Here is a 13,823-nt window from a genome sequence, read left to right as displayed (position 1 = left end):
CGAAAGGACCACGACCATGACGATGACCGTCGACCAGGTGTCCCTCGACGTCGTGCAGCTCACCCGCAAGCTGATGACCGAGGACGTCGACCGCGAGATCAACCCCGACGACGCGTTCGTCGACCTCGGCCTGGACAGCCTCAAGCTCGTCGACCTGCTCGCCGCCGCGGAAGCCCACTTCGACATCGAGGTCCCCGACGAGGAGGTCGGCAGCTTCACCATGGTCCAGGACCTCACCGCCTTCGTCCTCGCCGCCAGGTCCTCGGTGTGACCGAGGACGTCCGGGAGCTGTCGGTCGGGCAGCGGGCACTGTGGCTGGTCTACCGGCTGTCCCCGGACAGCCCGGCCAGCAACGTGGTGCACGGCCTGTACGTCGCACCGGCACTCGACCCCGACCTGGTGCGCCGGGCGATGGCGGCGGTGCAGCCGCGGCACGACCTGCTCCGGTCCCGGTTCGTGCAGACGGACCAGGGACCGGTGCGGGTCGTGGACCCCGACCTCCGCTGCGAGGTCGAGGTGCACGACGTGCCCGACCTGGACGACGATGCCCTGCTGCGCCGCTGCCAGGAGTTCGGCGACCGGCCGCTGCGGCTGGAGCAGGACGGTCCGCTGCGGGCGGCGCTGCTGCTGCGGCGAACCGACTGCGTGCTGGTGGTGGTCATCCACCACATCGCCACCGACTTCCACTCGCAGCGGATCGTCTGGCAGGAGCTCGCCGAGGCGTACGGGGCACTGCAGGCCGGGCGGCCGGTGGAGCTGTCACCCGTCACGGGCAGCTACGACGACTTCCTGGCCCGGGAGCGGGCGGCGCTGGCCGGCGAGCGCGGCGAACGGCTGCGCGCCTACTGGGACAGCGTCTGCGACGGGGCCACGGCGGCGACCCTGCCGACCGACCGGCCCCGCCCGCCGGTGCGCTCCTTCCGCGGCGGCGCGTTCAGCCGGACGTTCCCGGACGACCTCGCCGGCCGGCTGCGGGAGACCGCGGCGGCGGCCAGGGTGACGCCGTACAGCGTGGTGCTTGCCGCGTTCGAGGCCACCATGTACCGCTACACCGGGCTCGGGGAGTTCACCGTCGGGTGTCCGGCCTCGCTACGCCGGGGCCGGGCGCTGCGGGGGGTGGTCGGGTTGCTGGTCAACACGATCGCGCTGCGCGCATCGTTCCATTCCGGCACCACGTTCGCCGAGGCGATCACCGCCGCGAGCCGGCAGCTGGCCGACGGCGTGGCGCACGCCGGCTACCCGTTCCCGCTGGTCCAGTCGGGCCGGCGTAACCGGGAACCGGCCGTGCGGGTGACCGTCACGCTGCTGGTGCACCAACACGACGACGACTTCACCGTCGAGCGGCACCACTTCGCCGGGCACCGCATCCGGCTGCTGGACATCCCGTACGACGAGGGCCAGTTCGACCTCTCGGTGACCCTCACCCAGTACCAGGACGGCAGCCTCCAGGCGGAGTTCGGGTACGACACCGACCTGTTCGACGAGGCGACCGTGCAGCGGCTGGCCGGGCACTTCCTCCAGATGCTGCGGGTGGCCTGCACGGCACCGGAGACGGTGGTGTCCCGGGCGGCCATGGTCGACGAGGCGGAGCTGGCCGACCTGCTGGCGCTCGGCACACAGTAACCAGCGCGGTGGGCACCCCCCGCCGGCCCGGTACGACCGGTCGGCGACCCGCCGCGCAGGGCCGGATCCGGCCCGGTGCACCCCCCGTCGCCGGGCCGGATCCCGGTCGGCCCGCCGCCTGCGGCCGACCGGTGAGCCCCGGCCGGGGAACGGCCGGCGCGCCCGGCCCCGGACAGTCGGCAGGCCCGGCCGGGAGTGCCGTGCCGGCCGGGCATGACGCCGGTATAGCAGCGATATAGCAGTGACTGAGAACTTCTCGGCGTTGGCAGTCCATTGTGGAGGGAGGAACGGTGCGCGAGGGCATCCTCTCGACGGTCGGGAACACGCCGCTGGTGCAGCTGGTCCGGTTGTTTCCGGAGTTTCCCTCCCGGGTCTTCGTGAAGCTCGAACGCTTCAACCCCGGCGGCAGCATCAAGGACCGCACGGCGCTCAACATGCTGCGCGACAAGATCAGCTCCGGGGAACTGGTGCCCGGCCGGTCGGTGGTCGTCGAGTCCAGCTCGGGCAACCTGGCCATCGGCCTGGCCCAGGTCTGCGCGTACTACGGCATCCGGTTCATCTGCGTGGTCGACCCGAAGACCACCCGGCAGAACCTGGCGATCCTGACCGCGTACCGGGCGGAGATCGAGATGGTCGAGCACCCCGACCCGGTGACCGGCGAGTACCTGCCGGTCCGCCGCCGCCGGGTCCGTGAGCTGTGCGAGCGGATCCCGTACGCCTACCGCCCCGACCAGTACGCCAACCCGCTCAACGCCGCCGCCCAGCGGCGGACCATGGCCGAGATCGTGGCCGCGCTCGACGGGCGGGTCGACTACCTGTTCTGCTCCACCGGCACCTGCGGGACGCTGGTCGGCTGCGCCGGCTACCTGCACGACCACGGGCTGTCCACCCGGGTGGTGGCGGTGGACGCGGTGGGCAGCGCCATCTTCGGCGGCGAGCCCGAATCCCGACTGATCCCTGGGCACGGCGCCTCGATCGTGCCGCCGCTGGCCGCCGACGCGGCACCGGACGAGATCGTGCACGTCTCCGACCTGGACTGCGTGGTCGGCTGCCGGCTGCTGCTCAACCGGGAGGCCATCCTCGCGGGCGGCTCGTCCGGCGCCACCGTCGCCGCGCTGCGCCGGCGCATCGCGCAGATCCCCGCGGGCGCCACGTCCGTGCTGATCCTGCCCGACAACGGCGACCGCTACCTCGACACGATCTATTCGGATCAATGGGTCGTCCGGCACTTCGGCGAGATCACCCACCTGTGGAAGGACGAGTCATGCTGATCATCGGCCAGGCCGTGGTCCGGGACATCCTCGACGGCGACGACGCCCGCGTCGTGGACCTGGTCCGGGACGCCTACCTGCTGCACGACCAGGGCCGCAGCAGCCTGCCGCACTCGGTCTTCCTGCGGTTCCCCGAGCAGCCCCGGGACCGGATCATCGGCCTGCCGGCCTACCTCGGCACCGAACCGCCCGCCGCCGGGATCAAGTGGATCTCCTCCTTCCCCGGCAACCTGGCGCACGGCCTGGAGCGGGCCAGCGCCGCCATCGTGCTGAACTCGATGCGCACCGGGCACCCGGTGGCCCTGGTCGAAGGCTCGGTCATCTCGGCCCGCCGCACCGCGGCCAGCGCGGCGCTCGCGGCCGGCCTGCTCACCGCGCGCCGCCGCCCGGACGGCCTGGCGCTGATCGGCTGCGGCCTGATCAACCAGCAGGTGCTGCGGTTCGTGGCCGGCACCGCCGCACCGCCACCGGCGCTGACGCTGTTCGACACCGACCCGCACCGGGCCGCCGCCTTCGCCGAGGCCGCCCGCGCCCTGCTGCCCGGCGTGCCGGTGACGCCGGCCGCGACCGCCGAGGAGGCGATGGCCGCGCACCGGATGGTCTCGATCGCCACCACCGCCACCGAGCCCCACCTCGACCTGGACGCCTGCCGGCCCGGCGCGGTGCTGCTGCACCTGTCCCTGCGCGACCTGCGCCCCGAGGCGGTGCTGGCGGTGCGCAACGTGGTCGACGACCCCGACCACGTCTGCCGCGAGCGCACCTCGCTGCACCTGGCCGAGCAGCTCGCCGGCGGCCGGGACTTCGTCTCCGCCACCATCGGCCAGCTCGCCGGCGGCCGGGTGCGGCTGCCCGACGACGACGTGCCGGTGGTGGTGTCACCGTTCGGCCTGGGGGTGTTGGACCTCGTCCTGGCCGAACACGTCCGCGCCACCGCCCACCGGCGAGGCCTGGGCGTACGCGTCGACGACTTCCTACCCGTGGCGGACGCCACCGTGGCGTCCACCTGATCCGCGAAGGAGTGGCAATGACCGACGACCGCAGCTACCGGGTGGTGCTCAACGACGAGGAGCAGTACTCGGTCTGGTGGACCGACCGGGAACTGCCCGCCGGCTGGCGGGCCGAGGGCACCGAGGGCAGCCGCGACGAGTGCCTGGCCCGGATCGGCGAGATCTGGACCGACATGCGGCCGCTGAGCCTGCGCCAGCGCATGGAGTCCCAGGCCACGGCCTGACCCACGGCCCGACCCGACGCCCGCGCCCGGTCCCCCGGAGGAGGAGCACCATGAGCATCGTTCCGCCCGCGGCGCCAGCAGCCGCAGCCGCCGCCCTGGGGGCCGGCACCCTGTCCGAGCTGATCGCCCGGCAGGCCGCGCTGACACCCGCCGCGACCGCGGTACGCGGCGACACCGAGTGGCTGGACTACGCCGGGCTGGACCGGCGGGCCAACCAGCTCGGGCGGTACCTGGCCGGGCTGGGCGTGGGGCCGGAGTCGCTGGTCGCGGTCAACCTGGACCGCGGCGTCGACCTGGTGGTCGCGCTGCTGGGGGTGTGGCGCGCCGGCGCCGCGTACCTGCCGCTGGACCCGACCCACCCGGCCGAGCGGCGGCGGTGGATCCTCGCCGACAGCGGCGCCGACGTGCTGCTCACCCGGGCCGCCCTGCGCGACGAGGCGGCGCCCGGCCGGGTGGTCTGCGTGGACACCGACCGGGCCCGGATCGCGGCCGCCCCCGCCACCGCGCCGGTACCGGCACCCGACCCGGATGCCGTCGCGTACGCCATCTACACCTCCGGGTCCACCGGCCGCCCCAAGGGGGTGCTGATCACCCACGGCGGCATCGGCAACCGGGTGACCTGGACGATCCGGGAACACGGCCTCGGCCCCGCCGACCGGGTGCTGCAGAAGACCTCGGTCAGCTTCGACGCGGCGGGCTGGGAGTTCTTCGCCCCGCTGGCCAGTGGCGGCACCGTGGTGCTGGCCCCGGACGGGGCGCACCGCGACCCGGCCGCCCTCGTCGCCGCCGTCGCCCGGCACCGGATCACCGTCCTGCAGGGCGTGCCGTCGGTGTTCGGGCTGCTGGTCGACCAGCCCGGCTGGGCCGAGTGCACCAGCCTGCGGCTGGTCTTCTCGGCCGGCGAACCGTTGCACGCCGAACTGTGCCGGCGGATGGCCGTCACCCCCGAGGTGCGGGTGTGGAACACCTACGGCCCCACCGAGTGCGCCATCGACGTGACCGCCCACCCGGTCGACCCGGGGCAGCCGACCGGGCCGGTGCCGATCGGGCGCCCACTGCCCAACGTCCGCGTCCAGGTGCTCGACGCCGACCGGCGGCCCGTGCCGGTGGGCGTGGTCGGCGAACTCTACGTCGGCGGGGCCAACCTCGGCCGGGGCTACCTCAACCGGCCGGACCTGACCGCCGACCGGTTCGTGCCGGACGAGTACGGGCCGCCGGGCGCCCGCCTCTACCGCACCGGCGACCAGGTCCGCTGGCGCGGCGACCGGACCCTGGAGTTCGTCGGGCGGGTCGACCACCAGCTCAAGGTCAACGGCGTCCGGATCGAACCGGCCGAGGTGGAGGCGGTGCTCGCCGCCCACCCGGACGTCCGGGCGGCGGTGGTGGTGGTGCACACCGACCCGGCCGGCCGCCGGCAGCTCGCCGCGTACGTCGCCGGCCGGCGGCCGCTCACCCCGGCGGAGCTGCGGGCCCACTGCCTCGGCCGGCTGCCCGAGGCGCTGGTGCCCGCCGTGTTCCAGCCCGTGGCGGAGTTCCCGCTCACCGCCAGCGGCAAGATCGACCGATCCGCGCTGCCAGCGATCGACCCCCTCGACCGGCCGGCGGTACGCCCGCCGCGCACCGCCGCCGAACGCACCGTCGCCGCCGTCTGGAGCGAGCTGCTCGGCGTCGACGAGGTGGGCCTCGACGACGACTTCTACCAGCTCGGCGGCTCCTCGCTGGTGACGCTGCGGCTGGAGAGCCGGCTCAGCGAGGCCGCCGGCGGCACGGTGGCGCTGCGCGACCTGCTCGCCGCCACCACCGTGGCCACGCAGGCTCGGCTGGTGGAGACGGCCAGGCCCGCCGCCGCACCCGTGCTCCCGGTGGGACGCGACCGGCCCCTGCCGCTCTCGGCCGCCCAGCACCGGCTCTGGATGCTCGACCAGCTCGACCCGGGCAGCAAGGAGTGGGTCGTCCCCCTCCACGTGCGGCTGCCCGCCACCGTCCACCCCGACCACGTCCGGGCGGCCCTGCGCGCGCTCGAGGCGCGGCACGAACCGCTGCGCACCCGCTACCTGGTCGTCGACGGCGTGGCCCGGCAGCAGGTCGTGCCGCCGGGGGAGGCCGCCCTCCAGGTGCGCGACGTCAGCCACGGAGGGCTCCCCGAGCTGGTCGCCGCGCAGCTCGGCCGGGGCTTCGACCTGGGCACCGGACCGCTGTGGCGGGCCGGGCTGGCCACCGCCGCCGGCCAGGACCACCTGCTGGTGCTGGCCGTGCACCACATCGCCTCCGACGCCGGCACCGCCCTCGTCCTCGAACGGGACCTGCGCGAACTGTGCCGCGCCGCCGCCGAGGGACGCCCGGCGGACCTGCCGGAGCTGCCTGTGCAGTACGCCGACTACGCGGTCTGGCAACACCGGCAGCTCACCGAAGAGGTCGTCGGGCGGGAGCTGGCGTACTGGCGGGAGGCGCTGGCCGGGCTGCCCGAGCTGACGCTGCCGCTGGACCGGCCACGCCCGACCGAGCGGGACGCGCAGGGCGCGATGCTCGGCTTCACCGTACCGGCGGACGTCGCCGGCGCCCTGACCGAGCTGGGCCGGCGCTGCGCGGCCACCCCGTTCGCCACCCTGCTGACCGGCTTCGCCACCCTGCTCGCCCGCTACACCGGGCAGTGGGACGTACCGGTCGGCACGCCCACCTCCGGGCACCGGCCGCCCGAGGTCGCCCAGACCGCCGGCATCTTCCTCAACCCGGTGGTGCTGCGCTGCCCGCTGGACCCGGCGTCCACCTTCGCGCAGGCGGTCCGGGAGGTACGCGCCCGGGCCGCCGCCGCCCTGGCCCACCAGGACCTGCCCTTCGACCGCGTGGTGGACGAGCTGGTCGGCGAGCGGGACCTCGCCCGCACCCCGCTCTACCAGGCGATGCTGAACTACCAGGAGGGTGGGATCACCGGCCGGGTGGCCGACGACCCGTACGCGGTCGACGCGCTGCGGCAGGCGTCCACCGTGGCCAAGACCGACCTGACCGTGCACCTCTGGCCGCAACCGGACGGCTCGCTCGCCGGAGCCGTGGAGTACGCCACCGCCCTGTTCGACGAGTCCACCGCGCGGCGCCTGGCCGACCACTTCGTCCGGCTGCTGCGTGCCGCCGCCGACCGCCCGGACGCCCGCCTCGACGAGCTCGACCCGTTCTCGGCCGAGGAGCGGCACCGGCTGCTGCACGGGTGGAACGGGCCGACCGTGCCCCGCCCGGCCACCACCGTGGCCGACCTGTTCGAGGCACGCCGCACGGCGAACCCGCAGGCCGTGGCGCTGCGGCACGCCGGGGCGAGCACCAGCTACGCCGACCTGGACGGCCGGGCCAACCAGTTCGCCAACCACCTGCACCGCACGGGCGTCGCGCCGGGCGCGGCCGTCGCCGTGCTGCTGGACCGGGGACCGGACCTGGTCGCCGCGATCCTCGGATGCTGGAAGGCGGGCGCCGCCTGCGTCCCGCTCGACCCCTCGTACCCGGCGGAGCGGATCGGCTACATGCTCGACACGGCCGGCGCCGGCCTCGCCGTCACCACCTCGCGGTACGCCGACCGGTTCGTGGTGCCCAGCCTCCAGGTGGACACCCACCGGCTGATGGTCAGCGCCGAACCGACCACCGCGCCGCCCCGCGACCTCGACCCGGCGCAGCCGGCGTACGTGCTGTTCACCTCCGGGTCGACCGGCCGGCCCAAGGGCGTGCTGCTCTCCCACGCCGCGGTGACGAACTTCCTGGCCTGCGCCACGGAGACCGAGGCGCTCGGCGACCGGGGCGGCCGCCCGGCCGGGGGCGGGGCGCCGCTGTTCTCCACGATCGCCTTCGACCTGTCGATCTCCAACCTCTGGGGGCCGCTGGTGGCCGGGCAGCCGGTGACGCTGCTCCCGCCGGAGTTCGACCTCACCGGGCTCGGCGCGCTGCTGCTGGCCGCCGGGCCGTACGACCGGTTCATCATGACGCCTCCGCACCTGGAACTGCTCGCCACGCAGGTCGACGCCGCGCAGGCGCAGCGGCTGGCCGGCCAGCTCTGGGTGGCCGGCGGGGTGCTGCGCCGGGCGGTGGCGAACCGGTGGCGGGACCTGCTCGGCCCGGCCGGCCTGATCAACACGTACGGCCCCACCGAGACCACCGTGATCATGTCGGCGTACCCGGTCGTGGAGCCGCAGACCAGCGAGATCGTGCCGATCGGCAGGCCGATGGCGAACACCGTGGTGCGGATCCTGGACGACGCGATGCGACTGCTGCCGGTCGGCGCGGTCGGCGAGCTGTACATCGGCGGGGCGTGCCTGGCCACCGGCTACGCCGGCCGGCCGGAGCTCACCGCCGACCGCTTCGTCCCGGACCCGTTCGGCCCGCCGGGCTCCCGGCTCTACCGCAGCGGCGACCTGGGCCGCTGGCTGCCCGACGGCACGATGGCCTTCGTCGGCCGGGTGGACGACCAGGTCAAGGTACGCGGCTACCGGATCGAGCCCGGCGAGGTCAGCGCCGTCGTCGCCCAGCACCCGGGAGTACGCGACTGCGTGGTCCTCGCCCACCAGGACCGGCTGGTCGCCTTCTACTGCGGCGAGGCCACCGACCTGCCCGCGCACTGCGCCCGGCAACTGCCCGACTTCATGGTGCCCAGCCTGTTCGTGCCGCTGGAGCGGATCCCGCTCAACGCCAACGGCAAGGTCGACCGGGACGCCCTGCGCGGCCGGCTCGACGCGGCGCTCGCCGACGGCACCGCCGACGCCACCGAATTCGTCGCCCCGCAGACCGTGGCCGAGAAGCGGATCGCCGCGATCTGGGCGGAGCTGCTGGACGCGCGGATCGGCGCCACCCACAACTTCTTCCTCCTCGGCGGGCACTCGGTGCTCGCCGCCCGGCTGATCGCCGCCCTCCAGGAGGAGTTCGATCTCGACCTGCCGATCCGCCTGGTGTTCGAGCACCCCACGGTGCACGCCCAGGCGATCGCCATCGAAGACCTTATCCGGGCCGAGGTCGACGCGCTGGACGACGCCGACCTGACCCACGACCTGTCGCGATCCGAGGAGTACCCGGCATGACCAGCACCGCCAACGAGCCGAACCTGCGTGAAGAACTCGTCCAGCGCCGGCTGGCCGGCCGTCGTACGGGTCGCCGGGACCGGATCCCGACCGCCGACCGGTCGGGGGACCTCCCGCTGTCCCACGGCCAGCAGCAGATGTGGTTCCTCAACCGGATGGACCCCGCCAGCGGGGAGTTCCTGGTCTCCTCGGCGCTGCGGCTGCGCGGCCGGCTCGACGGGGCCGCGCTGGGCCGCGCCCTCGACGCCCTGGTCGCCCGGCACGAGATCCTGCGCACCCGCTACGCCCTCGCCGGCACACAGCCGGTGCAGGTGATCGACCCGCCCGCCCCGCGCGACCTGCCGGTGGTGGACCTGACCGACCGGCCCGCCGCCGACCGCGAGGCCGCCGCCGCCGCGCTGCTGGCCGAGACCGCCGCCACCGGCTTCGACCTGGCGCGGGACTGGCCGGTCCGGGCCGTGCTGGTCCGGCTGGACACCGACGAGCACGTCCTCGCCCTGGTGCTGCACCACATCGCCTGCGACGCCCCCTCCCTGGCGGTGCTCACCGGCGAACTGGCCGAGCTGTACGCCGCCTTCCAGGTCGGCGCCGAGCCCCGGCTGCCGGAGCCCGCCGTGCAGTTCGCCGACTTCGCCGCCTGGCAACGCGGCCGGCTGCGCGACGAGCGGGTGGCCCGGTCGATCGACTACTGGCGGGACCAGCTCGCCGGGCTGACCCCGGTGGAGCTGCCGGCCGACCGGACCCGGCCGAAGAACCGGGACTGGCGCGGCTCCTCGGTGCCGTTCGCGCTGACCGCCGATCTCTCCGCCGCGCTGCGCGACCTCGCCCGCGACACCGGCACCACCGTCTTCGTCACCCTGCTCAGCGCCTTCCAGGCGCTGCTGTCGCGCTACACCGGCCGGACCGACCTGGCCGTGGGCACGGTGTCGTCCGCGCGGACCCGCTCGGAGCTGCGCAACCTGGTCGGCTACGGCATCGACAACCTGGTCCTGCGCGGCCGGTGGAGCGGCGACCTGTCGTTCGCCGGCCTGCTGGAGCTGAACCGGGCCACCGTGCTGGACGCCTTCGACCACGCCGACGCCCCGTTCGCGCTCCTGGTTGACGAGCTGGAACCCGAGCGGGACCTCTCCCGCACCCCGCTCTACCAGGTCGCCTTCACCCTCCAGTCCGAGCCGCCGGCGACCCGCTGGCCCGGCGACCTGGCCGTGGAGCCGGTCGAGCTGCCGCTGCGCTCGTCCAAGGTGGACCTCACCCTGCACGTGCTGGAGGGCGCCGACGGCCGGCTGCGCGGCCGCTTCGAGTACGCCACCGCCCTGTTCGACCGCGCCACCGTCGAGCGGGCCGCCGACCACCTGGTCCGGCTGCTCGACCATGTGGCGACCGACCCGCTGGCCCGTCTCTCCGAACTGGCCATCCTCGGCGACGCCGAGCTGGCGCTGGTGACCCGGGGCCCGGCCACGAACGACCCCGTCACCGGCACCGTGCACGGCCGGTTCGAGGCGGCCGCGGCGGCCCACCCGGACGCGGCGGCGCTCACCGTCGCCGACACCACCCTCAGCTACGCCGAGCTGAACGCCGCCGCCAACCGGCTCGCCCACTGGCTGCGCGCCCACGGCGCCGGCCCGGAGCGGCTGGTCGGGGTCCACCTGGACCACGGGCCCGACCTGGTGCCGGCCCTGCTCGGCGTGCTCAAGTCCGGCGCGGCGTACCTGCCGCTCGACCCGGCCTCGCCGGCCGACCGGCTCGATTTCATGATCGCCGACGCGGGCGCGGAGATCGTGCTGACCAGCACTGCCCAGCGGGACCGGTTCGCCGGCTTCGACGGGACCGTGGTGCTGCTGGACGACCCCGGCTTCGCCGCCGAGCTGGCCGCCCAGCCGGCCACCGACCCTGCCGTGGCCGCGGACGTGGACAACCTCTGCTACGTCATCTACACCTCGGGCTCCACCGGCCGCCCCAAGGGGGTCGCGGTGGCCCACCGGCAGGTGCTGCGCCTGCTCACCGTCACCGCCGACGACTACCGGTTCGGTCCGCACGACGTGTGGGCGCTGCTGCACTCGTACGCCTTCGACGTCTCGGTCTGGGAGATCTGGGGCTGCCTGCTGCACGGCGGCCGGCTACTGGTGGTGCCCCGCGCGGTGATCCGCTCGCCGCAGGAGCTGCTCGACCAGCTGATCGCGCATCGGGTCACGGTGCTCAGCCAGACGCCCTCGGCGTTCCGCGCCCTGGTCCGCCTGGCCGCCGACGGCGACCCCCGGGTGGACCGGCTCGCCCTGCGGGTGGTCACCTTCGGCGGCGAGAAGCTGGAGTTCGCCGAGCTGACGCCCTGGGTGGCCCGCCGCGGCCTGGACGCGCCGCGTCTGATCAACATGTACGGGATCACCGAGACCACCGTGCACACCACGTACCACCGGGTCACCGCCGACGAGGTCGGCGGCTCGGCCAACCCGATCGGCGCGCCGCTGTCGGACCTGACGGTCCACCTGCTCGACGCCGACGGCCGGCCGGTGCCGGTCGGCGTGCCCGGCGAGATCCACGTGGGCGGCCCGGGGGTGGCCCGGGGCTACCTCGGCCGCCCCGAGCTGACCGCGCAGCGGTTCGTGCCGGACCCGTGGGGGCCGCCCGGGTCGCGGCTGTACCGCAGCGGCGACCTGGCCCGGCGGCGCGCCGACGGGCGACTGGAGTTCATCGGCCGCATCGACCACCAGGTCAAGATCCGCGGCTACCGGGTCGAGCTGGGCGAGATCGAGGCCGCGCTGACCGCCCTGCCCGGCGTCCGGGACGCGGTGGTGGTGCTGCGGGAGGACAATCCGGGCGATCGGCGGTTGACGGCGTACCTGGTGGCCGGCGACGACCCGATGCTGCTGCGCCCGTCGCAGCTGCGCGCGGCGCTGGGCCGGACGCTGCCCGAGTACATGATCCCAGCGGCGTTCGTGCCGCTGACCCGGATCCCGCTGACCAACAACGGCAAGCTCGACCGGGCCGCGCTGCCCGCCCCGGACCGGTCGGTGGCCGCCGTCGAGCGGCCGTACGTGGCCCCGCGCACCACCGTGGAGCAGCAGCTCGCCGACATCTGGACCACCACGCTCGGGCTGGACCGGGTCGGCGTGCAGGACGGCTTCTTCGACCTCGGCGGCGACTCCATCCGCGCCGTGGCGCTGGCCGGCGCGCTGCGCGACGCGCACTTCGACGTGGAGGTCCGGGACATCTTCGAGCGGCGTACCGTCGCCGAGTTGGCGGAACTGCTCACCGCGCGGCCCGCCGCCGAGCCGGAGCCGGCGGTCACGCCGTTCGCGCTGGTCGGCGACGCCGACCGCGCCGCGCTGCCCGCCGGCGTGGTGGACGCCTACCCGTGCACCCAGGGACAGCTCGGCATGCTCGTCGAGCTGCTGGCCGACACCGAGCAGAACCACTACCACAACGTGACCAGCTACCGGGTGCGTGACGAGGGGGAGTTCTCCCTGGACGCGCTGCGCGCCGCCGCGGCGCTGCTGGTGCGGCGGCACGAGGTGCTGCGGACCTCGTTCGACCTGACCAGCTACTCCGTGCCGATGCAGCTGGTGCACGCCACCGCCGAGCTGGCCGTCACCCACGACCGCAGCCTCGCCACCGACCGGGCCGAGCTGGAACGGGAACTGCACGACCTCATCGCCGTCGAGCGGACCCGACTGTTCGACCTGGACCAACCGTCGCTGCTGCGGCTGCACGCCCGGACCTGCCCGGACGGCAGCTGGTGGCTGACCCTCACCGAGTGCCACCCGATCCTGGACGGGTGGAGCTACCACTCGCTGATCATGGAGCTGGTCCGCGACTACCGCCGGATCCGCGCCGGTGAGCCGGTGCCGCCGCGACCGACCCCCTCGGTGCGCTTCGCCGACGCGGTCGCCGCCGAGCGGCGGTCGGTGACCGGCGACGCGGACCGCGAGTTCTGGCGCCGCGCGCTGGCCGGCCGGACCCGGCACGAGCTGCCCACCGGCTGGGGCGACCCGGACGCGCCGGAGGGGGCCAAGCACGAGCGCTGGGTGCCGGTGCAGGACCTCGAACCCGCGCTGCGCGGCCTGGCCCGGCGCCTCGGCGTGCCGTTCAAGTCGGTGATGCTGGCCGCACACCTGAAGGTGATGAGCCAGCTCAGCGCCGCCGGGCGGTTCTACACCGGCCTGGTCTGCAACATCCGGCCCGAGGTGGCCGGCGCGGACCGGGTGTACGGCATGCACCTCAACACCGTGCCGGTCGGCTACGACGGATCGGCCGCCACCTGGGCGGAGCTGATCCGGCGCACCTTCGAGGCCGAACTGGAGCTGTGGCCCCACCGGCGCTACCCGCTGTCGACCCTGCAACGGGAGATCGGCGAGGACGCCCGCATGCTCGACGTGCGGTTCAGCTACCACGACTTCCACCAGATCGACGCCGCCGACATCGACTACGCCGAGTCGATCGACGACAGCCCCACCGAGTTCCCGCTCGGCGTGTTCAGCCGGCTCGGCTTCCTCACCCTCCAGGCCAGCCGCCGGCACGTCGGCCAGGACGCCCTGCGCCGCCTCGGCGGCATGTTCCGGGCGGTGTTGGAGGCGATGGTGGCGGATCCGGACGGGGATGCGCGGGTGGTGTGTCTGTCGGCGGATGAGGTGCCGGTGGTGCTGGCCGACG

Annotated in this window: 7 protein-coding genes; all 7 read left to right on the top strand. The window is 74.6% G+C overall.

The window, feature by feature from the left end; translation table 11 throughout:
* The first annotated feature begins 16 nt into the window (after nt 1–16).
* Nucleotides 17–271: an acyl carrier protein gene (locus tag ACGF5C_RS22545; protein WP_393304486.1), complete on the top strand. Its 255-nt coding sequence runs from the start codon at nt 17–19 to the stop codon at nt 269–271.
* Entirely contained in the window at nt 268–1,623 is a 1,356-nt protein-coding gene (locus tag ACGF5C_RS22540) for a condensation domain-containing protein (RefSeq protein ID WP_393304484.1), read from the top strand. The genes ACGF5C_RS22545 and ACGF5C_RS22540 overlap by 4 nt, the downstream gene beginning before the upstream one ends.
* Before the next feature lie 302 nt (nt 1,624–1,925).
* Nucleotides 1,926–2,894, top strand: coding sequence for a 2,3-diaminopropionate biosynthesis protein SbnA (gene sbnA / locus ACGF5C_RS22535; protein ID WP_393304679.1), 969 nt, complete (start codon nt 1,926–1,928; stop codon nt 2,892–2,894).
* Nucleotides 2,888–3,901 carry a 2,3-diaminopropionate biosynthesis protein SbnB gene (gene sbnB / locus ACGF5C_RS22530; protein WP_393304482.1) on the top strand — a complete coding sequence of 338 codons (1,014 nt, stop codon included), beginning with the start codon at nt 2,888–2,890 and terminating at the stop codon, nt 3,899–3,901. Before sbnA ends, sbnB begins: the two co-directional genes overlap by 7 nt.
* Before the next feature lie 17 nt (nt 3,902–3,918).
* Nucleotides 3,919–4,125: an MbtH family NRPS accessory protein gene (locus ACGF5C_RS22525; protein WP_357694956.1), complete on the top strand. Its 207-nt coding sequence runs from the start codon at nt 3,919–3,921 to the stop codon at nt 4,123–4,125.
* 50 nt (nt 4,126–4,175) lie between these two features.
* Entirely contained in the window at nt 4,176–9,176 is a 5,001-nt protein-coding gene (locus ACGF5C_RS22520; protein WP_393304480.1) for an amino acid adenylation domain-containing protein, read from the top strand.
* Nucleotides 9,173–13,823: amino acid adenylation domain-containing protein (locus tag ACGF5C_RS22515; RefSeq protein WP_393304478.1), on the top strand; the 4,651-nt coding region annotated here is incomplete at its 3' end. The genes ACGF5C_RS22520 and ACGF5C_RS22515, both read left to right, overlap by 4 nt.

Origin of the sequence: Micromonospora sp. NPDC047620 (assembly GCF_043205005.1) — a bacterium.
In the GTDB taxonomy this organism is placed as follows: domain Bacteria; phylum Actinomycetota; class Actinomycetes; order Mycobacteriales; family Micromonosporaceae; genus Micromonospora.
The sequence above is the reverse complement of the archived record's forward strand: the minus strand, read 5'-3'. Positions and strand labels throughout refer to the sequence as shown.